General features: G+C 34.9%; 17 protein-coding genes. 12 read left to right on the forward strand and 5 right to left on the reverse strand.

Features of this window, described 5'->3' with window-relative positions; all coding sequences use genetic code 11:
* Window positions 1–185 precede the first annotated feature (185 nt).
* The 3 genes from ileS (at window position 186) to OZP12_RS02640 (ending at window position 4,666) form a co-directional block, all read left to right on the forward strand.
* On the forward strand, window positions 186–3,590 hold the full coding sequence (gene ileS / locus OZP12_RS02630) for an isoleucine--tRNA ligase (protein WP_281227503.1): 3,405 nt from the start codon (window positions 186–188) through the stop codon (window positions 3,588–3,590).
* A 4-nt stretch (window positions 3,591–3,594) separates the two neighbouring features.
* The gene (locus tag OZP12_RS02635) at window positions 3,595–3,975 is read left to right on the forward strand and encodes a TraR/DksA family transcriptional regulator (protein WP_281227504.1); all 381 of its coding nucleotides are present in this window, start codon (window positions 3,595–3,597) and stop codon (window positions 3,973–3,975) included.
* An 85-nt stretch (window positions 3,976–4,060) separates the two neighbouring features.
* Window positions 4,061–4,666, forward strand: coding sequence for a lipoprotein signal peptidase (locus tag OZP12_RS02640; protein ID WP_281227505.1), 606 nt, complete (start codon window positions 4,061–4,063; stop codon window positions 4,664–4,666).
* A 54-nt stretch (window positions 4,667–4,720) separates the two neighbouring features.
* Here OZP12_RS02640 and OZP12_RS02645 read toward each other — a convergent pair whose 3' ends face one another.
* The 5 genes from OZP12_RS02645 to OZP12_RS02665 all read right to left on the reverse strand — a co-directional run bounded on the left by OZP12_RS02645 (window position 4,721) and on the right by OZP12_RS02665 (window position 9,080).
* On the reverse strand, window positions 4,721–4,915 hold the full coding sequence (locus OZP12_RS02645; protein WP_281227506.1) for a hypothetical protein: 195 nt from the start codon (window positions 4,913–4,915) through the stop codon (window positions 4,721–4,723).
* Between the two features lie 45 nt (window positions 4,916–4,960).
* Window positions 4,961–5,524, reverse strand: a complete 564-nt coding sequence (locus OZP12_RS02650; protein ID WP_281227507.1) for a 5-formyltetrahydrofolate cyclo-ligase — start codon at window positions 5,522–5,524, stop codon at window positions 4,961–4,963.
* Window positions 5,493–6,755 carry a pyridoxal phosphate-dependent decarboxylase family protein gene (locus OZP12_RS02655; RefSeq protein WP_281227508.1) on the reverse strand — a complete coding sequence of 421 codons (1,263 nt, stop codon included), beginning with the start codon at window positions 6,753–6,755 and terminating at the stop codon, window positions 5,493–5,495. The genes OZP12_RS02650 and OZP12_RS02655 overlap by 32 nt, the downstream gene beginning before the upstream one ends.
* 70 nt (window positions 6,756–6,825) lie before the next feature.
* The gene (locus OZP12_RS02660) at window positions 6,826–7,803 is read right to left on the reverse strand and encodes a succinylglutamate desuccinylase/aspartoacylase family protein (RefSeq protein ID WP_281227509.1); all 978 of its coding nucleotides are present in this window, start codon (window positions 7,801–7,803) and stop codon (window positions 6,826–6,828) included.
* Between the two features lie 110 nt (window positions 7,804–7,913).
* Entirely contained in the window at window positions 7,914–9,080 is a 1,167-nt protein-coding gene (locus OZP12_RS02665; protein WP_281227510.1) for a peptidase associated/transthyretin-like domain-containing protein, read from the reverse strand.
* 278 nt (window positions 9,081–9,358) lie between these two features.
* Here OZP12_RS02665 and uvrC point away from each other — a divergent pair, with 278 nt between their 5' ends.
* The 9 genes from uvrC to OZP12_RS02710 all read left to right on the forward strand — a co-directional run bounded on the left by uvrC (window position 9,359) and on the right by OZP12_RS02710 (window position 24,369).
* Window positions 9,359–11,155: an excinuclease ABC subunit UvrC gene (gene uvrC / locus OZP12_RS02670; protein WP_281227511.1), complete on the forward strand. Its 1,797-nt coding sequence runs from the start codon at window positions 9,359–9,361 to the stop codon at window positions 11,153–11,155.
* Window position 11,156: 1 nt separating this feature from the next.
* Window positions 11,157–13,448 carry a patatin-like phospholipase family protein gene (locus OZP12_RS02675; protein WP_281227512.1) on the forward strand — a complete coding sequence of 764 codons (2,292 nt, stop codon included), beginning with the start codon at window positions 11,157–11,159 and terminating at the stop codon, window positions 13,446–13,448.
* Between the two features lie 247 nt (window positions 13,449–13,695).
* The gene (locus tag OZP12_RS02680) at window positions 13,696–14,853 is read left to right on the forward strand and encodes a homogentisate 1,2-dioxygenase (RefSeq protein ID WP_281227513.1); all 1,158 of its coding nucleotides are present in this window, start codon (window positions 13,696–13,698) and stop codon (window positions 14,851–14,853) included.
* Between the two features lie 241 nt (window positions 14,854–15,094).
* Complete coding sequence (gene hppD, locus OZP12_RS02685; RefSeq protein WP_281227514.1) at window positions 15,095–16,255, forward strand: 4-hydroxyphenylpyruvate dioxygenase; 1,161 nt, start codon at window positions 15,095–15,097, stop codon at window positions 16,253–16,255.
* A gap of 282 nt (window positions 16,256–16,537) precedes the next feature.
* The gene (locus OZP12_RS02690; RefSeq protein WP_281227515.1) at window positions 16,538–17,311 is read left to right on the forward strand and encodes a DUF3108 domain-containing protein; all 774 of its coding nucleotides are present in this window, start codon (window positions 16,538–16,540) and stop codon (window positions 17,309–17,311) included.
* A complete protein-coding gene (locus OZP12_RS02695; RefSeq protein ID WP_281227516.1) occupies window positions 17,308–18,240 on the forward strand; it encodes a tryptophan 2,3-dioxygenase family protein in 933 nt (310 codons plus the stop codon). Before OZP12_RS02690 ends, OZP12_RS02695 begins: the two co-directional genes overlap by 4 nt.
* An 18-nt stretch (window positions 18,241–18,258) precedes the next feature.
* On the forward strand, window positions 18,259–19,476 hold the full coding sequence (locus tag OZP12_RS02700; protein ID WP_281227517.1) for a M23 family metallopeptidase: 1,218 nt from the start codon (window positions 18,259–18,261) through the stop codon (window positions 19,474–19,476).
* Between the two features lie 139 nt (window positions 19,477–19,615).
* Window positions 19,616–21,259: a glucose-6-phosphate isomerase gene (gene pgi / locus OZP12_RS02705; protein WP_281227518.1), complete on the forward strand. Its 1,644-nt coding sequence runs from the start codon at window positions 19,616–19,618 to the stop codon at window positions 21,257–21,259.
* Window positions 21,260–21,558: 299 nt separating this feature from the next.
* Complete coding sequence (locus OZP12_RS02710; RefSeq protein ID WP_281227519.1) at window positions 21,559–24,369, forward strand: TonB-dependent receptor; 2,811 nt, start codon at window positions 21,559–21,561, stop codon at window positions 24,367–24,369.
* Window positions 24,370–24,418: the final 49 nt, after the last annotated feature.

Raw genomic sequence — 24,418 nt, forward strand, 5'->3', positions numbered from 1 at the left:
ATTTACCTGTTTTTAGTTTTCAAATTGTGTTACAGTAATTTATCTGGCGATCTTTTTTTAATGATTAGCATGTTTACATAAAGGTTTGATTAACAAAAAATAACAAAGAGTAACTTTTGCTTATGGTCATTGTCTTTTTATTTTAAAATTTCTTACTTTCGCACCACGATTTAGAAAAGGATAAAATGAGTACAAAATTTACTGAATACAAAGGACTTGACTTGCCAACAGTGGCTTCAGAAGTTCTTGATTTTTGGAAGGAAAAAAATATTTTTGAAAAAAGTGTAACCACTCGCGAAGGAAATGAGCCTTTCGTATTCTTTGAAGGACCACCTTCAGCAAATGGATTGCCTGGAATTCACCACGTAATGGCACGTGCAATTAAAGATATTTTTTGTAGATATAAAACCCAAAAAGGATTTCAGGTAAAGCGTAAAGCCGGATGGGATACCCACGGATTACCAGTAGAATTGGGAACTGAAAAAGAATTAGGAATTACCAAAGAAGATATTGGAAAAAAAATAACAGTAGAGGAGTATAACGAAGCGTGTAAAAAAACCGTAATGCGTTATACCGATGTATGGAATGACCTTACCGAAAAAATGGGTTACTGGGTCGATATGGAAGATCCGTATGTGACTTACAAATCCAAATACATGGAATCAGTTTGGTGGCTTTTGAAACAAATCTACGATAAAGGTTTGTTGTACAAAGGATACACGATCCAACCATATTCCCCAAAAGCTGGAACCGGATTGTCTTCTCACGAAGTAAATCAGCCTGGAGCTTACCGTGATGTTACTGATACTACGATTGTGGCACAGTTTAAAACTTTGCCAGAAACTTTGCCTTCATTTTTACAAGGTTTTGGAGATATTCACATTTTAGCTTGGACAACAACTCCTTGGACTTTGCCATCGAATACCGCTTTGACAGTTGGCCCAAAAATCGATTATGTTTTAGTGAAAACTTTTAATCAATATACTTTCGAGCCTATAAACGTCGTTTTAGCTAAGAATTTAGTTGGAAAACAATTCGGAAAAGGATTTTTTGCAAGTACTGAAGCTACCGATTTTGAGAATTTCAAATCTGGAGATAAAAATATTCCATATATAGTATTGACAGAGGCTAAAGGTGCTGATTTAGTTGGGATTAAGTACGGGCAATTATTGCCTTATACTTTACCATATCAAAATGCTGAAAATGCATTCAGAGTAATTTCGGGAGATTTCGTAACGACAGAAGACGGAACCGGAATTGTACATACCGCTCCAACTTTTGGTGCAGATGATGCTAAAGTTGCCAAAGAAGCTACTCCAGAAGTCCCACCAATGTTGGTCTTGGATGAAAATGGCATTCCAGTTCCATTAGTAGATTTACAAGGAAAATTCACTTCGCACATGGGTGAATTTGCTGGAAAATATGTAAAAAATGAATATTACGATGAAGGACAAGCTCCTGAGCGTTCTGTAGATGTTGAAATCGCTATTCGTTTAAAGGAAGAAAATAAAGCGTTCAAAGTTGAGAAATACGTGCACAGTTACCCACACAGCTGGAGAACAGATGAGCCACTTTTATATTATCCGTTAGATTCTTGGTTTATCAAAGTAACTGACGTAAAAGACAGAATGTTTGATTTGAACGAAACAATCAACTGGAAACCTAAATCTACTGGGGAAGGACGTTTCGGGAATTGGCTAAAAAATGCCAACGACTGGAATTTATCTCGTTCTCGTTATTGGGGAATTCCGTTGCCAATCTGGAGAACTGAAGACAAAAAAGAAGAAGTTCTTATTGGTTCTGTTGAAGAATTATACAATGCGATCGAGAAATCTATCGAAGCTGGTTTTCAAAAAGAAAATCCGTTTAAAGGTTTCGAAATCGGAAACATGTCTGAAGTCAATTATGATTTAATTGATTTGCACAAAAATGTTGTTGATGCAATTACTTTAGTTTCTGCTTCTGGAAAACCAATGAAGCGTGAAAGTGATTTGATTGACGTTTGGTTCGATTCTGGTGCAATGCCTTATGCACAATGGCATTATCCATTTGAAAACAAAGAAAAAATAGACGGAAACCAAGATTATCCTGCCAATTTTATTGCCGAAGGGGTGGATCAAACTCGTGGTTGGTTTTATACCTTACACGCGATTGGAACTTTGGTTTTCGATAAAATAGCTTATAAAAATGTAGTTTCAAACGGTTTGGTTTTAGACAAAAATGGACAAAAAATGTCTAAACGTTTAGGAAATGCAACAGATCCTTTTGAAACAATTGCAGAATACGGTCCTGATGCAACACGTTGGTACATGATTTCCAATGCCAATCCTTGGGACAACTTGAAATTTGATATCGAAGGAATTGCTGAGGTACGTCGTAAGTTCTTTGGAACGTTATACAATACCTATTCATTCTTCAGTTTATATGCCAATATTGACGGATTCAAATATGAAGAAGCCGAAATTCCGATGGATCAAAGACCAGAAATAGATCAGTGGATTATTTCTGAATTGAATACATTGATTGCAGCAGTAGATGGATATTATGACGATTATGAGCCTACAAAAGCGGCTCGTGCAATATCTGAATTTGTTCAGGAAAACCTAAGTAACTGGTACGTTCGTTTATGTCGTCGTCGTTTCTGGAAAGGGGAATATGCACAAGATAAAATTGCTGCTTACCAAACACTTTATACATGTTTGCTTAGCATCAGTAAAATAAGTGCACCTATTGCGCCGTTCTTTATGGACTCTCTTTACAGAGACTTGACAAATGCTACGAAATCTGAGAATTTTGAGTCTGTACACTTGGCCCAATTCCCGGTTTCAGTTGAAAAGTATGTTAATAAAATGTTAGAGAGTAAAATGCAGAAAGCGCAGACCATTTCTTCTCTTGTTTTATCACTACGTAAAAAGGAGATGATTAAGGTACGTCAACCACTACAAAAGGTAATGATTCCGGTACTTGACGAGAATCAGAGACTCGAAATAGAAGCTGTCTCTGATCTGATAAAAGCTGAGGTAAATGTAAAGGAAATCGTGCTTTTAGATGATGCTTCAGGTATTTTGATTAAACAGATTAAACCGAATTTCAAAGCTTTAGGGCCACGCTTCGGAAAAGATATGGGATTGATTTCCAAAGAGATACAGAATTTATCTACGGAACAAATCTCACAATTTGATAGAGAAGGCTCGTTAACTGTTGTAATTGCGGGGAAAAGTGTAATTTTATCATTGGAAGACGTAGAAATATCGTCACAGGATATAGAAGGATGGCTGGTTGCCAACTCAAACGGAATAACAGTTGCGTTGGATATAACAATTTCTCCCGAACTGAAACAAGAAGGAATCGCCCGGGAATTGGTAAACAGAATTCAAAATATCCGTAAGGATGCAGGATTTGAGGTAACGGATAAAGTTAAAGTTCTTTTACAGAATGAAGATACCTTAAAAATGGCAGTAAAAGCCAACGAAGGCTATATTAAATCGGAAACACTGACAGAAGTACTTGTTTTTGAGGAAGATATAAAAAATGGCACGGAAATTGACTTTGATGGAATAACAACAAAAATAATAATTACAAAAAATTAGTATTATGGTAGATGAAGTAGCAAGATACTCTGACGCTGATTTAGCAGAGTTTAAGGAAATCATTCAGATTAAAATCATAAAGGCTCAAGCCGATTTAGATTTGATTAAAAGCGCCTACATGAATGACCTTAACAATGGTACGGATGATACATCTCCCACTTTTAAAGCATTTGAGGAAGGCAGTGAAATCATGTCTAAAGAAGCAAATTCCCAACTTGCAATCAGACAAGAAAAGTTTATACGCGATCTGAAGAATGCGCTTTTCCGTGTAGAAAATAAAACCTACGGGGTTTGTAGAATTACAGGAAAATTGATTGGAAAAGAGAGATTGAAAATCGTACCTCATGCCACAATGAGTATAGAGGCAAAAAACTTACAAAAATAAATATATTGTAATTCAATAATTAACGCTCCTTTGGGGGCGTTTTTTTTGGTTAATTTATTACTTTTACGCCTTTAAAAATCAAAAAATGTCATTATTAAAAGCATACTTTCTAATTGTTCTTATATTGTTGGTGGATCAAGCGTCCAAAATATATGTAAAAACAAATTTCATGTTAGGTGACGAGGTTCCTGTATTTAGCTGGTTTCAGATTCATTTTATAGAAAATGAAGGAATGGCTTGGGGAACCAAAATACCCGGAGCTTATGGAAAATTAATCCTTACTGTTTTTAGACTTTTTGCCGTAACAGGAATTGGTTACTGGTTGTGGGATTCGGTTGAAAGAAAAAAAAGTTCCAATTATCTGATAGTTGCCATTGCTTTAATATTGGCTGGAGCTTTTGGAAATATTATCGATTCTGTTTTTTATGGAGTTATTTTTGACAGCAGTCATCAACAATTGGCAACGCTATTTTCGGATACTCCTTATGGGACTTGGTTAAACGGACAAGTGGTAGATATGTTCTATTTTCCGATCGTAAAAGATTATCCAATGCCGGATTGGATTCCTTATTTTGGCGGGCGTAATTTTACTTTTTTTAATGCGATCTTCAATGTTGCCGATGTGGCAATTTCAACTGGAGTTGGTATTTTGATTGTATTCAACAAAAGAGCTTTCCATAAACATCAGTAATAGTTTTTTACAGAAAAACGAGAGGCTGTCCTATCAAGGGCAGCCTCTTTCGTTTTATTTATTATGGCCTGGGGCATAATTCTTGGCACTTTTTTCGCCTGTTATTTTTTTTGCTTGTCCAGGAGGAAGTGGTTTTGCTTTTGCAGTGCTATGACTCGGTCCAACTTTTACACTGCAGTTTGTCAGTGTAATAGAAAATAAAACAATCATAATTGGGGCAATGAATCTTTGGGTTTTAAACATTTTCATAATTTAAATTGTAGGTTTTATGAGAGCAAAACTACCATTTAAAAATTAAAATGAATAAACTCCGGTAGAAGAAACACAATAATCCAATAATATGTCACTGTCTAAAACATCCGAAATTTGCTCCTCAGGTTTGAAGAAAGACAGTCCAATTTTAATAGTTTCGGGTTTGCATTGCGAAAGGAACTTGTCGTAAAATCCTTTGCCATAACCCACCCGGTTTCCCTTTTTGTCAAAAGCCAAAAGCGGGACAAAAACCACATCTATTTTTGTATCAGGAACTTCAATCCCTTCGACAGGTTCTGGGATGTTGTACTGGTTTTTTTGTATTCTGGTATTGTCTGTCAGCAGATAATGAGTCATTTTTCGGGTCTCAAAATCGCTTTTTGAAATCACAATTTCTTTATCTTTTCCCGAAAGGAGATGAAGAATAAATTCGGTATTGACTTCCTTTTGTTCTTCGATGGGTAAAAAAACATGAAAATAGGTTTTGTCCCAAATAGGAAGTTTCAGAATTTCATTGGCAATAGCCAGACTTTTTTCCTCAATGTCAATTTCAGAGAGTTCGTTTCGTAATGCTTTATACTTCGCCCGTAATGCTTTTTTCAACATAAAGTGATTCTTTTAGATCGTCTATAAAAGTACTCAAATGATCTACTTCTACATGATCCATAATCACAATTTTATACCACGAGTTATCACCATTGTGTTTTTGGGGAACCAAATCAAATTTTTTGACCAAAGCTTCATCAATGTATTGGGCTTGAATGGTAACAATATTCATAAACGGATCCCTAAAATAGGCTACTTTCAGTTGGTCTAATTGATCGCAAAGCCACTGTGTTCTCATTTGCAAAACATCTATTTTTTCTTTCCAGCCAAATGGTCCATAGGTAAACAAAATCATCCAAACTGCTACAGCATTAGAGCCAGATCGGCTGCCACAAAGGGTTAAATCCATTCCTTCAATATATTCGGCTTCTTTGGTTAGAACATTTTCGATTAATCCTTTTCGACAAAGGAAAATGCCTGTTCCATAAGGAGCTTGCAGCATTTTATGAGCGTCGATGGTTATTGAGCTTATTTTTGGGTTTTCAAAATTAAGTTCCGATTCTTCATGGCTAAATGGATAAATAAAACCACCATAAGCACCGTCAATATGTATTTTATAAATCAACTGATGTTTTTCCAAAAGTTGGATATAATCATTCGGGTCGTCGATGGATCCAAACATTGTGGTTCCCATATTGGAGATCACAATAAAGTATCTTTTTCCTTTTTCTTTGGCTTTAATGATAATGTTTTCCAATTGAAAAGAATCGATCTCACGAGTATGAAAATCAACGGGTACTTTCAACCAATCGAGCATTAAAATATTAGCTGCTTTTGGAATTGAATAGTGAGTGTCTTCGGAGGCTAAAATTGCAATTTCATAAGGGTTTGCACCGAGATTGTTAATGAAATAATTGCGGTACATCCAAATAGCCTGTATGTTGGCTTCGGTTCCGCCGGGAGAAATATATCCGTCAAAAGATTTTGGTTGCGCTTTGAAAAAATCGACAGCCAATACATCCAAAACTTCGCGTTCTATTTCCTGAGTTCCTTTGAACGCATTTTCAGAAGTGCCCAACGTATGACAGCCAATATGATTGGGATTTGCTACATACGTTTTCAAGGTAGGAGCATCTGCCAGAAAAGAGGCTTCCTCATAATATACTTTACTGTCTAGTTTTGAAGCAGGATAACCCAGCGAAGTGTCAAGGCTGAAGTTGACGTTATCTTCTAATGCTTTTTCAATGTGAGCCTGTCTTTCTTTTTGGGATAATTTTTTCCAATATAACATGTCTTAATATCTTAATATTTATTCAAAATTAAGCATGTTAAAGTATTGAAAATATGATAATTGTTAGGTTTTACTCGCTATCTTCTTCAGCAGTATTTGAGAGGTGGTAAATGGCATCTCCTTGATACACAACAGGTGAGTGGTTGGCATTGAGTACATAACCGTCATTTGGTGCTTTTATTTTTCGTTCAAACTTGCCAAAAGGGTCAGTTATCATTCCTAATACGGTTCCTTTTTTTGCAAATGTCCCAACCATATTATTGTCGATTAACAAACCGGAACATTTGGCTCGCAACCAACCCGATTTTTCGATATAAATGGTTTGTTTTTTTTGAGGTGGGGCAAAATGTTTCGGATTTAGCATGTCCAAATGTTTTAAAAGGCGCTTGACCCCATTGATACCTTCTTGAGCAACGTCATTGTTGATGTCTAATGACTTTCCTCCTTCGAAGAGCAACATTTTTACACCCATTTTTTCGCTGGAACTTCTAAAGGAACCTGTTATATTTTTGGAAAACAAGGTAAAAGGAGCGTTGAACGCATCAGCCAATATTTTTACTTCGGGGTTATTTGGCGTAAGCCTAATTTGCGGAGCATTGAATCGGCCGGCACCGCCAGCGTGGAAATCGACAGCATAATCAACTAGTGGCATGATGTCGGTTAGGATATGGTAGGCAAATCGACTGGCTAGAGATCCTTTTTTGGTTCCTGGAAATACTCTGTTTAAATCTCTGCCATCGGGGAAATCCCTTGATTTGTTGATAAAACCGTAGATATTTATGATGGGAATGCAGATAATAGTGCCTTTTTTGGGTTTATTTATTTTTTTGGTGATGATTTGTCTCACGATTTCGATACCGTTAAATTCATCTCCGTGAATCCCTCCTGAAAAGAGCACAACAGGACCTTCAATTTTGGACCTTTTTATAACAATCGGAATGTTCAGTTTGGTAGTGGAATGTAATCTGGCAATTTCCAGCTGAATGGTTTTACTTTCTCCAGGCAAAACGCTTTCGCCAAAAATCTCTAATGGTCTTGAGTCTTTCATTTTGTAAAATAAAAGCCTAAATATAGAAATTATTTATTTGCTAATGAAAGATGGTAACTTATTCAGCTTAAATTAAGTTTAAGGGAATAGGCTTTAATCACCGCAGAATTTTAAAAATTAGCTATTATTTCAAACTCTTTGGTTTTGTCTTTTTTCTCTGCTACCGATTTTAGAAAGAGTTCCAATTCTTTGGTTAGAGGTAATTGATTTTGATTACTCCAAAATTCCTTAGAATATTCGAATTTTGCTTTAAAAATATCTTTATCAGTGTCAAAATTGGCTTTTATTTTTTCGTTTGTTGGTTTGCTTGTTACAAAAAAATCCATTGTAAAATCATAATAAAAAGGTTTTTCGGATTTTTTATTGAGTACAATCTCCACCTGATTATCAAGTTTTATATTGCTTGGATAATATTTTCTTGATGCCGCATCTTTAGTGAATTGCACAAATTTTTCCCATTTGGTTGTTTTATATTCGCCTTCTGATGAGGGCAGTTTTTTATATGGAATTTTTTCAGGATCATCAATTACTGATAAAGTATATTCAACTACTGCATAGTCTTTACGGCAAATGATGAAATAGCCTTTCCAAGTTTGTCCTGATTGATTTTTTTCATCGGTTTCAAATAGTATTTTTTTAAAATCACTATCGGGAAAAGGTGTTTCTGTAAAATTGCATAGATTAATTTGTGGAGCTAAAATGTATAAAAAGCCATTAAAATCAGGGAATTTAAAGCTGATATTGTCTTGTTTTTCAAAAAGACTCGTTTTTCTCATATTCAAAATCTCAATGGTTGCTTTCTTTTTATGTTCGTTGTCATGATTTTTTCGGGCATAAATATCCTGCAGAAGTATATTGGCTTGGTCTTTTTTGAAGACGTTTCTTAGAAAAAAGTTTATTGTATAATTTTGAAGGGCATTGTCTTTAAATTTATCATACACTTTTTTCATATAGGAGTCGGCATTATTCACTATAACTTCTCGCAATTGTGTTGCTTTGATCTCCATGAAAATAGTGTCCTTTTCAACCTTTAGTTTGTCAAACGTGGTTTTTATCGTTTCATAGCCCAATAGTTTCAAGGTGATTTCATTTTCTTGGGAAACAAAAACAAATTTCCCTTCAGCATTTGTAACAGAGTAGTCATTTTCATTAAAAATGATTACATTTTCCAGAGGAATTTTGGTGTTTTTATCAACGACCGTTTTGGTGATTTTAAAGTTTTGCGCATAAGAAAACACACAAATAAAAAATGACAGTATAACGATTATCTGTTTCATATTTTTTATCAAAAATGTAAACAAACATAATGTTATTTGGTCAAATTATAGACTTAAACTTGTTAAAATAACAACGAACCGTATTGCTACTCTATTATTTGTTAATTCAGGTTTAAGAATTTGTGAAATCAAAAGAAGGTTGCTATTTGTGATCATTCATGTTGTTTGTGGCAGAAAATTTTTAAATTGGTTTGCGTGAATGTAATTTGTAAATTTGGTAAAATGATGAATTGAAATTTCATTATTTCAACGACTTAATTTTCAGAAGATTTTTTAAAATGACCAAGCCAAATCTAGCCTTACAAATTCAAACTTTGCCTGATGGTCCCGGCGTATATCAATATTACGATAAGGAAGGCAAGATTTTATATGTAGGCAAAGCCAAGAATCTCAAAAAAAGAGTCTCTTCCTATTTTAATAAAATTCACGATACAGCCAAAACGAATGTCTTGGTTAAGAAAATCGTAACTATCAAGCATATTGTTGTTCCTACAGAAACCGATGCGCTTTTGTTGGAAAATAATCTGATAAAAACATTAATGCCGCGATACAATGTTTTATTAAAGGATGACAAAAGTTACCCTTGGATTTGTATCAAAAAAGAACCTTTTTCACGAATATTTCCCACCCGAAGAATGGTTAAAGACGGATCGGAATATTTTGGGCCTTATACTAATTTCAAAACGGTTCATACGATTTTGGATTTAATAAAAGAGTTGTATCCGCTGCGAACTTGTAATTATGATTTGAGCGAAAGCAATATTGACAGCGGAAAATTTAAAGTGTGCTTGGAATATCATATAGGCAATTGTAAAGGGCCGTGCGAAGGTTTTGAAACATTAGAACATTATCAAAAACAAGTCGATGCTATTCGGGAAATTTTGAAAGGAAATTTCAAAGAAAGTATGAGAGATTTCAAGCGCCTAATGATTAGTTTGGCAGAAGAAATGAAGTATGAGGAAGCGCAAAAAATTAAAGAAAAAATAGAGGTTTTGGAAAATTACCAATCGCGTTCAACCATTGTAAATCCAAAGATTACCAATATCGATGTTTTTTCTATCGTTTCAGACGAAAGTGCTGCTTTTATCAATTTCTTGCAAATATCGCACGGTTCAATCATTCGTTCGCATACCATGGAAATCAAGAAGAAACTGGAAGAAACGGACGAAGAGTTGTTGGAGTTGGCTATAATAGAATTGCGGGAGCGTTTTCAGTTACTATCCAAGGAGGTTATTGTTCCTTTTGAAGTAGATTTGGGATCCGCAATAAAAATTACGGTACCACAATTGGGAGACAAAAAACAAATTTTGGATTTGTCGATTCGAAATGCCAAATTTTACCGAATAGAGCAACTCAAACAATTACAAATAGTAGATCCTGATCGCCATACCAACAGGATTATGGCACAGATGAAAAGCGATTTACGATTGCCGGTCGAGCCAAGACATATTGAATGTTTTGATAACTCAAACATTCAGGGAACAAATCCGGTTGCGGCTTGCGTTGTGTTCAAAGATGGAAAACCAAGCAAGAAAGATTACAGGCATTTTAATGTAAAAACCGTTGTTGGGCCGGACGATTTTGCCTCGATGGAAGAAATCGTTTATCGCCGTTATAGAAGGTTGTTGGAGGAGAACGAGCCCTTACCTAATTTAATTATTATTGATGGCGGAAAAGGCCAATTGTCATCTGCATTAAAAAGTATTGATGCATTGGGATTGCGAGGTAAAATTGCCATTATTGGAATTGCCAAAAGACTGGAAGAACTGTTCTATCCGGGAGATTCTATTCCGCTGTATTTGGATAAAAAGTCCGAAACATTGAAAGTGATTCAGCAATTACGAAATGAAGCGCACCGTTTTGGTATCACTTTCCACCGAGATAAAAGAAGCAAGGCCGCACTGAATTCTTCTATAGAAAGTATTCCGGGAATTGGAGAAAAAACAATGCAGACATTAATTCAACATTTTAAAAGTGTTAAAAGATTGAAGTTAGCGACAGAAAAAGAAATTTCTGACGTTATAGGTGTGTCAAAAGCCAAAAAAATTACCGACTTTTACCATAAAAATAGTTAATATGAGAATTGAGGCAAGAGCCCTAAGCCAAAAATTAAAAGCCAAAATGAACTTTGTCGGTATCCGATTGACAATGGTTGATAGAAGTTTGTTCTCAATATTGAGTTGTTTTTTGCTTTTTGCTTTTTGTTTTTTGCCTTTAATTTCAAAAGCTCAAGACACTGCTAAAAGACCTAAAATAGGTTTGGTATTGAGCGGAGGCGGAGCCAAAGGATTTGCCCATATAGGTGTTTTAAATGTACTCGAAGATGCTGGAATTAAGATAGATTATATCGGGGGAACCAGCATGGGTGCAGTTATTGGCGGACTTTATGCAGTGGGATACAATGCCAAACAAATCGATTCTATTATTGATGTGACGAATTTCAGTAATGTCCTAAACGATTATATTCCCCGGTCTTCTAAGAATTTTTATGAAAAAAGGAATGACGAATTATACGCTTTGACCTTGCCGTTCAATAAGTTTCGCATTGGTGCACCAGAGGCTTTGTCTAAAGGGATGTATAATTTCAACCTTTTAAGCCGATTGACATTGCCTGTTCGGCACGTTCGTAATTTTAATGAGTTGCCTATTCCTTTTGTTTGTGTAGGGACGAACATCGCTCTTGGAGAGCAAGTTGTTTTTGACAAAGGGATTTTGGCGCAAGCCATAACTGGAAGTTCCTCTTTGCCTTCCATATTTGCGCCAATAGTGATTGATGACAATCTTATTATTGATGGAGGGGTACTCAATAATTATCCTATTGAGGAAGTACGTAAAATGGGAGCCGATATTGTTATCGGGGTAGATGTGCAAACAGGGTTGCTCAGTAAGGACGAATTAAGAAGTGCTTCAAAAATTTTCTTTCAGATTACCAATTTGCAAATGATTGAAAGGATGAAAGTCAATGCCAATCAAACAGAAGTTTATATCAAACCAGATGTAAAGAATTACGGCGTAGTTTCCTTTGATAAAGCAACTGAAATCATCAAAAAGGGAGAAGATGCCACTTTTGCAATTTATGAAAAAATTGATGCCTTGGTCGATAAAGCACATCCGTATCACAAACCCAAATTAAAAATGGAATCTGATAGTTTGACAATAGTCGACATCAAAACAAATGACTTGAAAAATTATTCCAGGGATTATATCATCGGTAAATTGAACTTTAAGCCTAGGACTAAAATAAGTTTTAGAGAATTAGAAAAGGGTATAAATAATCTAAATGCTACTCAGAATTTTAGTGCTGTAAGTTATTATTTTGAAAAAAATGGAGCCTATGATAATTTGATTCTTAATTTGACTGAAAGCCCTATTACTACAAACTTGAAGTTTGGTTTGCATTATGATGGTTTGTATAAGAGCGGTATTTTGACCAATATAACTAATAAGAAAACTTTCTTTAAGAATGATTTTTTATCGGCCGATTTGGTTTTGGGAGACAATTTGCGCTATTATTTTGACTATTATATTGATAATGGATTTCAGCTGAGTTACGGTTTTAAATCGAAATTGCACCAATTCAACAAAAACATTCCGGTAAGCGTTATAACTTATAATAGAGAGGGAACAAATTCCATAAATATTGATTACCTTGATTTGTCCAATCAAGTGTATATTCAATCGGTATTTGCCCAAAAATTCCTTATTGGTGTTGGTGCCGAATTTCAATATTTGGATATTACCTCCCAAACACTTGAATTGCAGCCAACAATTACCAAAAGCAATTATTTTAGTCTATTTGGATATTTAAAATACGATTCTTACGATAATAAGTATTTTCCAAAAAAAGGCTGGTATTTTTCGGGAACTCCGCAGTTTTATATGTTTTCTTCCGAAAGTTCAGCCAATTTTGAGCCTTTCTCTATTGTTAGTGCCGAGGCTGGTATTGCGAAAACAATTTTTAAGAATGCAACCTTAAAGCTTCAGGCGGAAGCAGGAGCATCGATCGGAAATAAAAGCTTGCCTTATTTTGATTTTATTCTAGGCGGTTATGGATATAACAATACAAATAATTTTAAGTATTTCTACGGTTATGATTTTTTAAGTATTGCGGGCAATAGTTATTTGGAAACTACACTAACATTTGATTACGAAATTTTTAAAAAGAGCCATCTTAATTTTTCGGCCAATTATGCCAATTTAGAAGACGATCTTTATGATTCTTTGGATTGGATCAAATTGCCTAAATATTCGGGATATGCTTTGGGTTATGGATTAGAAACTATTATTGGTCCAGTCGAAGTGAAATATTCCTGGTCACCGGAAACTGCAAATTCCTATCTTTGGTTCAGTGTTGGATTTATATTTTAATTTAGCATTTTTTTAAAATAAAAATTACGACATTTGTAATTATGAAAACAAATTGGACAGGTTTATTAGAGTATCTTCAATTCTTGATCAAAAGAAATCCGGAGTGATTGTAGGAAACAATTAATGTTGTCAGCATTGTCAATGAATTGAATACTTGATTGTGTTTATCAAAGTTTTGCCTTAAAAATGACAAAACTATTTGACGTTGCGATTTTTACGAATTGTTTACCATCTAATTTAAATTGTCATGCCAATATATCATAAATTAGGAGTTATTCCTCCGAAAAGACACATCCAGTTCGAAAAGCCAAATGGAGGATTGTATTACGAACAACTATTTGGTACTGAAGGCTTTCATGGGCATTCCTCTTTGTCGTATCATATTCATCGACCAACTCAGGTCAAAGAAATAGTAATTTCATATTCGGTTGAACCCAAAATATCGATTGGGAAAAATATAAAATCTTTATTATTGAAAGGTTTCGAATTGAAACCTGAAGACGATTTTTTGGAAAGTCGTAAGCCAATGTTGGTCAATAGCGATTGCATTATCGGACTCGCAGCACCCAGAAAATCATTGACAAGTTATTTCTATAAAAATGCCGATGCCGATGAGATGATTTTTATTCATAAAGGCAAAGGAAAACTGCGTACCATGTTGGGAAATATTCCTTTTGAATATGGCGATTACCTGATAATCCCACGCGGAATCATTTACCAAATTGAGTTTGACTCAGAAGAAAATCGTTTGTTTTATGTAGAATCTCATTCTCCATTTTATACTCCAAAACGTTATAAAAATGAATCGGGACAACTTTTGGAGCATTCTCCATTTTGCGAGCGCGATTTTATTTTGCCAAATGAATTGGAATCTCACGACGAAAAAGGAGATTTTGTCATCAAAATAAAAAAAGAAGGAATGATGCACGAAGTGGTATATGCAACGCATCCTTTTGACGTAGTGGGTTGGGACGGATACAACTTTCCATACGGATTTTCTATCCACAACTTCGAACCTATAACAGGTCGCGTGCACCAACCGCCACCAGTTCATCAAACATTCGAAACAGGCACTTTTGTGGTTTGTTCTTTCGTTCCAAGACTTTACGATTATCATCCAAAATCTATTCCAGCACCTTACAATCATAGTAATATAGACAGCGATGAAGTGTTGTATTATGTAGATGGCGATTTTATGAGCCGCAATAATATAGAACAAGGGCACATTACTTTGCATCCAAAAGGAATTCCTCATGGCTCTGCTCCGGGAGCTATGGAGCGCAGTATTGGCGCCAAAGATACTCAGGAATTGGCCGTTATGGTTGATACTTTCCGTCCGCTTATGGTGACTGAAGAAGCGATGGGGCTTGATGATGGTCAGTACTATAAATCTTGGGTAGAGTAGTCATTGCGGGGAACGAAGCAATCTCATAAAGCATATCAAATAATATAAGGAGCTCTTTCCTGCTATCCGTTGCAAACGAAGTTCACTGAACTCCGATTAAAATGAAAGTTAAGTGAAGTAATCTTTTTTATTACAGAAAAGTAATTAAAAAGGATTTCCACTACTATCAGGGCTAGGGTGTCAGAGTAATCAATAACATATTCGGTATCACAGAAAATAACCGAATCAAAAAACAAACAACATGTCAAAAGAAATAAAATCAGTAGAATACGGATTAGAAAAAATATTTGAAGGAGCGCAAGATTTCCTTCCGCTTCTTGGAACCGATTATGTCGAATTCTACGTAGGGAATGCAAAACAATCGGCGCATTATTATAAAACCGCTTTTGGTTATCAATCATTGGCGTATGCCGGATTGGAAACAGGAGTAAAAGACAAAGCTTCTTATGTGTTAAAACAAGACAAAATCCGAATTGTGTTAACCACTCCGTTAACACAAGATTCTCCTCTTCACGATCATTTAAAAAAACATGGTGACGGGGTAAAAGTTGCGGCACTTTGGGTAGAAGATGCCCGAAGCGCGTATGAAGAAACGATGAAACGTGGTGCCCGTTCGTTTATGGAACCTACTGTCGAGAAAGATGAGTTTGGAGAAGTGGTGCGCTCAGGTATCTATACGTATGGGGAAACTGTTCATGTTTTTGTGGAAAGAAAAAATTACAATGGCGTTTTCTTGCCTGGATATAAAGAATGGAAATCAGATTACAATCCGGAACCAACGGGTTTGAAATATATTGACCACATGGTAGGAAATGTGGGTTGGAATGAAATGAATACTTGGGTGAAATTTTACGAAGACGTGATGGGTTTTGTAAACTTCCTTTCTTTTGATGACAAACAAATCAATACTGAATATTCGGCATTGATGAGTAAAGTAATGTCAAACGGAAATGGAAGAATTAAATTCCCAATTAATGAGCCTGCTGAAGGGAAGAAAAAATCACAAATAGAGGAATATTTAGATTTTTACGGAGGGCCCGGAGTGCAGCATATTGCTATCGCTACGGATGATATTGTAAAAACAGTTTCACAATTGAAAGCAAGAGGAGTGGAGTTTTTGTCGCGACCACCACATGCTTATTATGATGCTGTTCCTGAGAGATTGGGTGAACATATGGAGGCGATGAAAGAGGATTTGACTGAAGTTGAAAAACTGGGAATTATGGTAGATGCCGATGAGGATGGTTATTTATTGCAGATTTTTACAAAACCGGTACAGGATCGTCCGACTTTGTTTTTTGAAATTATTCAGAGAATGGGAGCCAAAGGATTCGGTGCAGGGAACTTCAAAGCTCTTTTTGAGTCAATAGAGCGTGAACAGCAATTACGAGGAACGTTGTAAAATTTAATTTTTTTTGCATTATCAAAAAAAATAATAGTTAAAGAACCCTTAAAGGTGTAAATGTTGTGTTAAACTTGGTTTTTTGCTAAAAAAACCTCGATTTATGCAATACTTTTGCACTCGCAAATCAGGAAGGGGTGGTTTCCTTCCTAGTTTCATATAAATTTTCATAATTTATAGTTTTTTGGTTAGTTAATAGCATAAAAACTCAGTCATTAATTTGACTGAGTTTTTTTGTTTTAATAAATTTGGAGGTTATTTTAGCGATAATGAATCGAATCCATGAAAAAAATTATAATTTTCTTACTGGCAGTTTTTACTTTTGGTTTCGGTACACAGAAATACGAAGCTTTTTCAGGGGGTGAATACTTAAAGTTCAGAGTACACTACGGTATTATAAACGCCGGTTATGCGACACTCGAAGTTAAGGATGAATTACTGGCTGGCAATCCCGTTTACCATTTGATAGGAAAAGGTTATTCTACAGGTATGACCAAATTCTTTTTTAATGTAGAAGATGTTTATGAAAGTTATGTTGATAAGGATACCAGAAATCCTGACCGATTTGTTAGGAAAATAGACGAAGGAGGTTATACCAAAAATCAGGAAGGTTTTTTTAATCAAAAAACCAATAAAGTTTTGGTTAAAGACTATAAACATAAAACCGAAAAAACATTTGATTTCTCAAAAAACACTCAGGATATTTTATCGTCCTTTTATTATTTACGGAATTATCCGAATATCAATAAAATGAAAGTGGGAGATTCGGTTATTATTGACATGTTTTTTGACAATGAGTCTACAAAATTTAAGTTAAAATTAGTAGGCAGAGAAGATATTAAAACTAAATTTGGCATCGTATCTTCCATGATTTTTAGGCCTTTAGTACAGTCTGGGCGCATATTTAAAGAAGAAGAGAGTTTAACGGTTTGGATTTCAGATGACTACAATAAGATACCGCTTCGAATAAAAGCGAATCTATTAGTGGGCTCTCTTAAAGCTGATTTGGAAGAATACAAAGGATTGAATAATCCGTTTAAATTAAAGGCAAAATGACAATAAACGATACCACAGCATCAATTTTGGATGAAATTGATCAAAAATTTCAAAAGATAAACCAAAAAACAGAGACTCATCTCGAAGGATTGCTTTGGTCAAAACCCATTACTTATTGGGATTATATTCAGACGGATGCATTGTTGAATTTGCAAATTCAGAGAACAACACTTCCTGACGAAATGGTTTTTATCATGTATCATCAGGTTAATGAATTGCTTTTTAAAATGATACTTTGGGAAATGCATCAGATTTCCTACGCCGAAAAACTAACTACCGATTTTTTTACCGAAAGGTTAATGAGAATCAGTCGTTATTTTGACATGCTTACTACTTCTTTCGACATTATGGGAGACGGTATGGAGGTAGAACAGTATTTGAAATTTAGAAATACATTAACTCCGGCCAGTGGTTTTCAAAGCGCACAATATAGAATGATCGAAATAGCTTCTACGGATTTAATCAATCTTATCGATTACCGTTTTAGGGCGACTATTGACAGAAATACGCCTTATGAGCATGCTCTGGATCATATGTATTGGCAGGCAGCGGGGAAAGACCATCAAATTGGTGAGAAGTCTTATTTGCTATTGGAATTTGAACGAAAATACAAAGCGGCTTTTTTAACCCAAATGAAGGAATATAACACGATAAATCTTTGGCAGAAATTTAAACAGTTGCCAGATTCAGATCGTGAAAATCCTGAATTGGTTAAAGCTATGCGCCATTATGACCATACGGTAAATGTTACTTGGGTAATGGGACATTTGAATGCGGCAAGAAAATATATTGATAACGGTAAAGGTGATGGTGAAGCGACAGGAGGAAGTGATTGGAAGAAATATATGCATCCAAAATATCAAAGAAGGATTTTCTTTCCAGAATTATGGAGTGAAGAGGAATTGGCAAATTGGGGAGTAGAAAACTAAAGATTAAAAAGAGATAACTTGAAGCAGGCAATTGTAATTTTAGTGGTGTTATTTTCCTTGATATCCTGTAATAGGTCGGAAGATGTTGTGGTAGATCAAGTAGTTCTAAAATCTAAAAAGAGTGATTTTGGATTCAAATTTTCAGATTTTAATGTCGTTCAGGATTCTGTGAAATCAGGCGATACGTTTGGAAGTATTTTACAAAATCAAAATATTGGAGATAAACAGGTTTTCGATATTGTTGCTCAAGTGAAAGATACTTTTGATGTGCGTTCCATTAGAATAAACAAGCCATACACATTGCTTCGTTCTAAGAATAAAACCAACTCACTGGATGTTTTTATATACCAACCTGATGCATTACATTATTATGTTGTTGATTTAAGAGATTCGATTGCAAAAGCATATAAAAAGACAAAACCATTGACTTTAAAACGCCGCACCATTGGAGGAATTTTGAAAGGGTCACTATCCGAAACTTTGGAAGGAGCAAAAGTTGAAGGAGCCTTGGCATCAAGAATTTCAAAGATTTTTGCATGGTCTATCGATTTCTTCAAAGTGAAAAAAGGTGATCGATTTGGATTGACTTTCACAGAAAGATATATCAATGATTCTATTTATGACGGAGTTGACAGTCTTGAAGCTGCCTTTTTTGAATACAAAGGAAAGATTATTTATGCTTTCCCATTTGAGCAAGTTCCTGGTTCTGGTAGATATGAATATTATGATGAAGAAGGAAAAACTTTGAAGAATTTCTTTCTTAAAACGCCAATAAAATTCAGCCGTATTACTTCTCGTTTTAGTGCCAATCGTTTTCATCCAGTGCAGCAAATTTGGAAAGCTCATAAAGGAACTGATTATGCGGCACCTTACGGAACACCAATTTCGACAACGGCTTCGGGAATTGTTGAACAAACAGGTTATACTGCAGGTAACGGAAATTTTGTAAAAGTAAAACACAACAAGACTTATTCGACTCAATATTTACACATGTCAAGAATATTGGTTAGACGTGGACAGCATGTTACCCAAGGACAAACTATTGGATTGGTTGGTAGTACAGGATTGGCAACCGGACCGCATGTGTGTTATCGTTTTTGGAAAAATGGAGTTCAAGTCGATGCATTGCGCTTGAATTTACCAAATGGAGAGCCAATGAGTGGAAAAAACAAAGAGCGTTTTTTAAAGAAAATAGAGCCTTTGAAATTTGAATTGGACAGCGTTTCCAATTTATAAAGGGTGTTTTAAATCTAATTTATTTCAAGTTAATTTATTCTGCTGAATTTGATATTTAATTGTTTATATAATGTACTGATTTTAGTTCAATCAAACTTATTTCAGTAAATTTGCGCAACTAAAAAAAAACTCAAAATAAATGGCTTTAAGTACTATTAACCCAACCGAAACTCCAGCCTGGAAAAAATTGCAGGCACATTATACTCAAATACAATCGGCTTCGATGACAGAAATGTTCAAAGCTGATGCTGAAAGAACCGAAAAATTTCATTTGCAATGGAATGATTTTTTGGTTGATTATTCAAAAAATAGAATTAGCAAGGAAACAATTGATTTGTTGCTTGAATTGGCAAACGAAACTGGTTTGAAAAATGCAATTTCCGATTATTTTGGAGGAGCAATTATTAATCAAACAGAAGGTAGAGCTGTTTTACATACTGCTTTGCGTGCCAAAGAATCGGCTGTAATAAACGTGGACGGAATCAATGTGATGCCAGAAGTTTATGCAGTAAAAAACAAAGTAAAATCATTTACAAATGAAGTGGTTTCCGGAAAAAGAACCGGATACACAGGAAAACCATTTACTGATGTTGTAAATATAGGTATAGGTGGTTCTGATTTAGGACCTGTTATGGCTGTTGAAGCTTTACAATATTATAAGAATCATTTAAATGTACATTTTGCATCCAATGTTGATGGAGATCACGTAAATGAAATTATCAAAAAATTAAATCCTGAGACTACCTTATTTGTAATTGTTTCTAAAACATTTACGACTCAGGAAACTTTAACCAATTCCGAAACTATTAAAGCTTGGTTTTTAGAATCGGCAAGTCAGGAAGATGTGGCCAAACATTTTGTGGCTGTTTCTACCAATATTCAAAAAGTAACCGAATTCGGAATCAATCCTGATAATGTATTCCCAATGTGGGATTGGGTTGGAGGACGTTTTTCTTTATGGAGTGCTGTAGGGCTTTCTATAAGTTTGGCGGTTGGTTTCGATAATTTTAATGATTTGTTGAGTGGTGCCAATGAAATGGATGAACATTTCAAAACTGCTGATTTTGACAAAAACATTCCTGTAATTTTGGCTTTATTAAGCGTTTGGTACAATAATTTCTTTGGTGCCGAAAGCGAAGCTTTGATTCCTTATACTCAATATTTGCAAAAATTAGCTCCTTACTTGCAACAAGGAACAATGGAAAGTAACGGTAAGAGTGTTGGGCGTGACGGAAAAGCGGTTAATTATGAAACGGGAACCATTATTTGGGGAGAGCCAGGAACTAATGCGCAGCATGCATTTTTTCAGTTGATTCACCAAGGAACTAAATTAATTCCTTCAGATTTTATTGGATTTGTAAAACCATTATATGGAGATGATAATCATCACGATAAATTGATGTCAAACTTTTTTGCGCAGACAGAAGCTTTAATGAACGGAAAAACAGATGAACAAGTTCAGGCAGAGTTTGACAAACAAGGATTAAGCGCCGAGAAAGCAAGTGTTCTTTTACCGTTCAAAGTTTTTACAGGAAATAAACCGACTAATACAATTTTGATTCAAAAATTGACTCCGAAATCATTAGGTTCTTTAATTTCTATGTATGAGCATAAAATTTTTGTGCAAGGAATTATCTGGAATATTTTTAGTTATGATCAATGGGGTGTTGAACTTGGAAAACAATTGGCCAATTCAATATTGGATGAGATTAATACTAAACAAGTTAAAGATCACGATAGTTCTACTCAATTTTTATTGAAACATTTTTTACAGAACAAATAGATTCTTTTAGGACGCAAATTAAAAAAGCTCTGATTTTCAAAAATCAGGGCTTTTTTTGATAGGAAAAAAGAGGATAGATTTTTAAAAATTCAAATCAAAACAGTTACTTGAGAAATTTTCATTATGATATTCGTGATATTTGTGTCTAAATATTGAAAAAAATGCAAAATTTTAATTTTTAAATTTCGAAATGACAATTTAGTATGCGTGAATAATAAAATACGCAATTCCTTAAAGTATTGTTAACATATATTAATATAAATGTTATAATTTTGCCAAAAATATTTAAACTAACAAGAATGAATACAATGAAAAATTGGTTACTCTCCGGATTACTGTTTTTGATGGTTTCGACCGTATTTGCACAAGGCAAAATTACTGGGACGATTACTGATTCACAAGGTCCTTTACCAGGAGCAAATGTTGCTGTTAAAGGTACATCAGAAAATGTTTCAACTGGTTTTGATGGAAAATTTACAATAAATTCATCTGTGAAATCAGGCGAATTGGTTGTTACTTACATCGGTTACGAAAACCAAACAATTAGCTTTACTATTTCAAATGGCGCAGCTGATTTAGGAAGAATTGTTTTGGTAGCCAATTCAAACGAATTGAGCGAGATTGTTGTAAAGTCAACAGTAGTTGACGTTGCAAAAGACAGAAAGACTCCTGTTGCTGTTTCTACAATCAAAGCATCTGAGATTCGCGAAAAATTAGGGACTCAGGAATTTCCTGAAATTTTAAAGAATACACCCTCAGTATATGCTACAAAAAGCGGTGGTGGTTTTGGAGATTCAAGAATTAATATCCGTGGATTTGACCAAAAAAATATCGCTGTAATGATTAATGGGATGCCAGTAAATGACATGGAGAATAGTTCCGTTTATTGGAGTAACTGGGCTGGATTGTCAGATGTGACTTCGGCAATGCAGGTACAAAGAGGATTAGGTTCTTCAAAATTAGCAATTTCATCAGTAGGTGGAACGATAAACATTGTTACAAAAACTTCAGATCAAAAAGAAGGAGGTTCTATTGGCTCCTCTTTCGGAAATGCTAATTATTTAAAAACACAAGCATCTTACAGTACAGGAGTTTTAGAGAATGGTCTTTCTGCTTCCATCTTATACAGCCATACTCAAGGGGATGGTTACATTGATGGAACAAAATTTGCTGGGGATAATTATTTTATTGGTTTAGGATATCAGACAAAAAATAAAAAACACGATTTCCAATTTACAATGACTGGGGCGCCACAATGGCATAACCAAAGAAGTACTTTTATTACTATTGCAACTTACCAAAAATATGGCTCTGTAGATAACCCAAACACAAAATATAATTCTGATTGGGGAATGTTAAATGGAGAGGAGTATAATATGAAAAGAAACTTCTTTCAAAAACCAGTTATGAGTTTGAACTGGGATTTTGCAATTAACGAAACTACAAAGCTTTCTGCGATTGCTTACGGATCTTGGGGTCGTGGTGCTGGAACAACTGCTACTGGAGGTATTAATGGTAAATTTTCTACTGATGCTTCTTTCAGAAAAGCTGATGGGACGATCGATTTTGATAAAATATATGCATATAATACAGGACAGCCTATTCAGTATAATACTAATGGGGTTCCAACAGGTGCTTTTTTCACAAGAACTAAATTGAATGGACAATTTGTCAACTCTGCAAATGCGGGAGCTATCGCAAATAATGCTACAGGTATTCCCGGAGGTGCACCAGCATCATCTGCGGGTATTTCAAGGATTATGTCAACAAATAACCACAACTGGTATGGAGGTGTTGTGAATTTAGACAAAAAATTCGGTCAATACCTAACTTGGGATATTGGGGTTGATGCGAGAACATATTTTGGAGGTCATTTCCAAAACGTAAATGATCGTTTGGGAGGAGATGTTTTTTATGATAATAAAAACGTTAATTTCCAGCCACAAGGAAGATATTTGTACGAAACTTATTCTGCATCTGCTCCTTGGAATGCTTGGTCAAATGCGGACAATGTTGAGAAAATTGGTTTTCACAATGATAGTAAAGTAAATTGGATTGGAGTGTTTACTCAAATGGAATACTCTAATGATAATTTGACAGCTTTTATACAAGGAGCTGTTTCTAATCAAGCTTTCCAAAGAATTGATTCGTTTATTTATAAAGAATCGGATCCTCTCTCAAAAACATCTTTTGAAAGCATACTTGGAGGTAACGTAAAAGGGGGGGCTAACTATAACTTCGACGAACATCATAATGTGTTTGCTAACGCTGGTTATTATTCAAAACAGCCTTTCTTCAATGCTGTTTATCCAAACAATAAATCAGTTGTAAATCCAAATTTGAAAAATGAGAAAATATTGGGTATTGAAGGAGGATACGGATATCGTTCTAAAATAGTTAACTTAAACCTTAACTACTACTACACTACTTGGAAAGACAGAAATTACAGATTTAATGATGGAGCTGCTGCAAATCCAAATGGATATTTTGATTTTGAAGGAATTAATGAAATGCACACAGGTGTAGAATTGGAAGCGAATTCTAAATTGACTGATAGATTAAGACTAAACGGAATGTTCTCATTTGGTAATTGGGAGTATTCAGGCGAAGCAAAAAGTACTAGATTTGATCAAAATAATGTGGCTTTAAGTACAGGTACACTATATTTAAATAATGTAAAAGTGGGAGATGCTGCTCAAATGACAGCTAGTCTAGGTGCTGCTTACGAGGTTTTGACAAGAGTTACAATAGATGGAAACTTCAACTGGAACAATAATTTGTATGCTTCTATTGATCCAACCAAATTCAGTGCTGCAGATAATAAAGGTTCTTTAGAATTACCTTCTTATGGATTGGTTGATGCAGGATTCTCATACAAAATGCTTGTAGGTAAACACAAAGACAATTCAGTAAATTTCAGATTTAATTTGTATAACGTTTTTGATAGAACTTATATAGCTGAATCGAAAACTAATATTTTTGCAAGCGATGCAACAACAGGAGGAACTTATGAATCAACAGGACAAGTTTACAAAGGTATTGCAACAGCAAACCAAGTTTGGTTCGGTTTCGGAAGAACTTACAGCTTTAGTATGCGTTTCGATTTCTAATAAAGAATCAACATAATCTTTAAAAAACCCCATCGCTTTTTAGTGAATT

This window comes from Flavobacterium aquiphilum (assembly GCF_027111335.1).
Taxonomy (GTDB): domain Bacteria; phylum Bacteroidota; class Bacteroidia; order Flavobacteriales; family Flavobacteriaceae; genus Flavobacterium; species Flavobacterium aquiphilum.

What these genes read in the sequence shown, in the direction of transcription:
- OZP12_RS02665 (WP_281227510.1), bottom strand. Translation starts at nt 9,080, where the DNA reads ATGAAACAGATAATCGTTATACTGTCATTTTTTATTTGTGTGTTTTCT.
- OZP12_RS02695 (WP_281227516.1), top strand. Translation starts at nt 17,308, where the DNA reads ATGACAATAAACGATACCACAGCATCAATTTTGGATGAAATTGATCAA.
- OZP12_RS02710 (WP_281227519.1), top strand. Translation starts at nt 21,559, where the DNA reads ATGAATACAATGAAAAATTGGTTACTCTCCGGATTACTGTTTTTGATG.
- OZP12_RS02655 (WP_281227508.1), bottom strand. Translation starts at nt 6,755, where the DNA reads ATGTTATATTGGAAAAAATTATCCCAAAAAGAAAGACAGGCTCACATT.
- ileS (WP_281227503.1), top strand. Translation starts at nt 186, where the DNA reads ATGAGTACAAAATTTACTGAATACAAAGGACTTGACTTGCCAACAGTG.
- OZP12_RS02680 (WP_281227513.1), top strand. Translation starts at nt 13,696, where the DNA reads ATGCCAATATATCATAAATTAGGAGTTATTCCTCCGAAAAGACACATC.
- OZP12_RS02675 (WP_281227512.1), top strand. Translation starts at nt 11,157, where the DNA reads ATGAGAATTGAGGCAAGAGCCCTAAGCCAAAAATTAAAAGCCAAAATG.
- OZP12_RS02640 (WP_281227505.1), top strand. Translation starts at nt 4,061, where the DNA reads ATGTCATTATTAAAAGCATACTTTCTAATTGTTCTTATATTGTTGGTG.
- uvrC (WP_281227511.1), top strand. Translation starts at nt 9,359, where the DNA reads ATGACCAAGCCAAATCTAGCCTTACAAATTCAAACTTTGCCTGATGGT.
- OZP12_RS02645 (WP_281227506.1), bottom strand. Translation starts at nt 4,915, where the DNA reads ATGAAAATGTTTAAAACCCAAAGATTCATTGCCCCAATTATGATTGTT.
- OZP12_RS02690 (WP_281227515.1), top strand. Translation starts at nt 16,538, where the DNA reads ATGAAAAAAATTATAATTTTCTTACTGGCAGTTTTTACTTTTGGTTTC.
- hppD (WP_281227514.1), top strand. Translation starts at nt 15,095, where the DNA reads ATGTCAAAAGAAATAAAATCAGTAGAATACGGATTAGAAAAAATATTT.
- OZP12_RS02635 (WP_281227504.1), top strand. Translation starts at nt 3,595, where the DNA reads ATGGTAGATGAAGTAGCAAGATACTCTGACGCTGATTTAGCAGAGTTT.
- OZP12_RS02660 (WP_281227509.1), bottom strand. Translation starts at nt 7,803, where the DNA reads ATGAAAGACTCAAGACCATTAGAGATTTTTGGCGAAAGCGTTTTGCCT.
- OZP12_RS02650 (WP_281227507.1), bottom strand. Translation starts at nt 5,524, where the DNA reads ATGTTGAAAAAAGCATTACGGGCGAAGTATAAAGCATTACGAAACGAA.
- pgi (WP_281227518.1), top strand. Translation starts at nt 19,616, where the DNA reads ATGGCTTTAAGTACTATTAACCCAACCGAAACTCCAGCCTGGAAAAAA.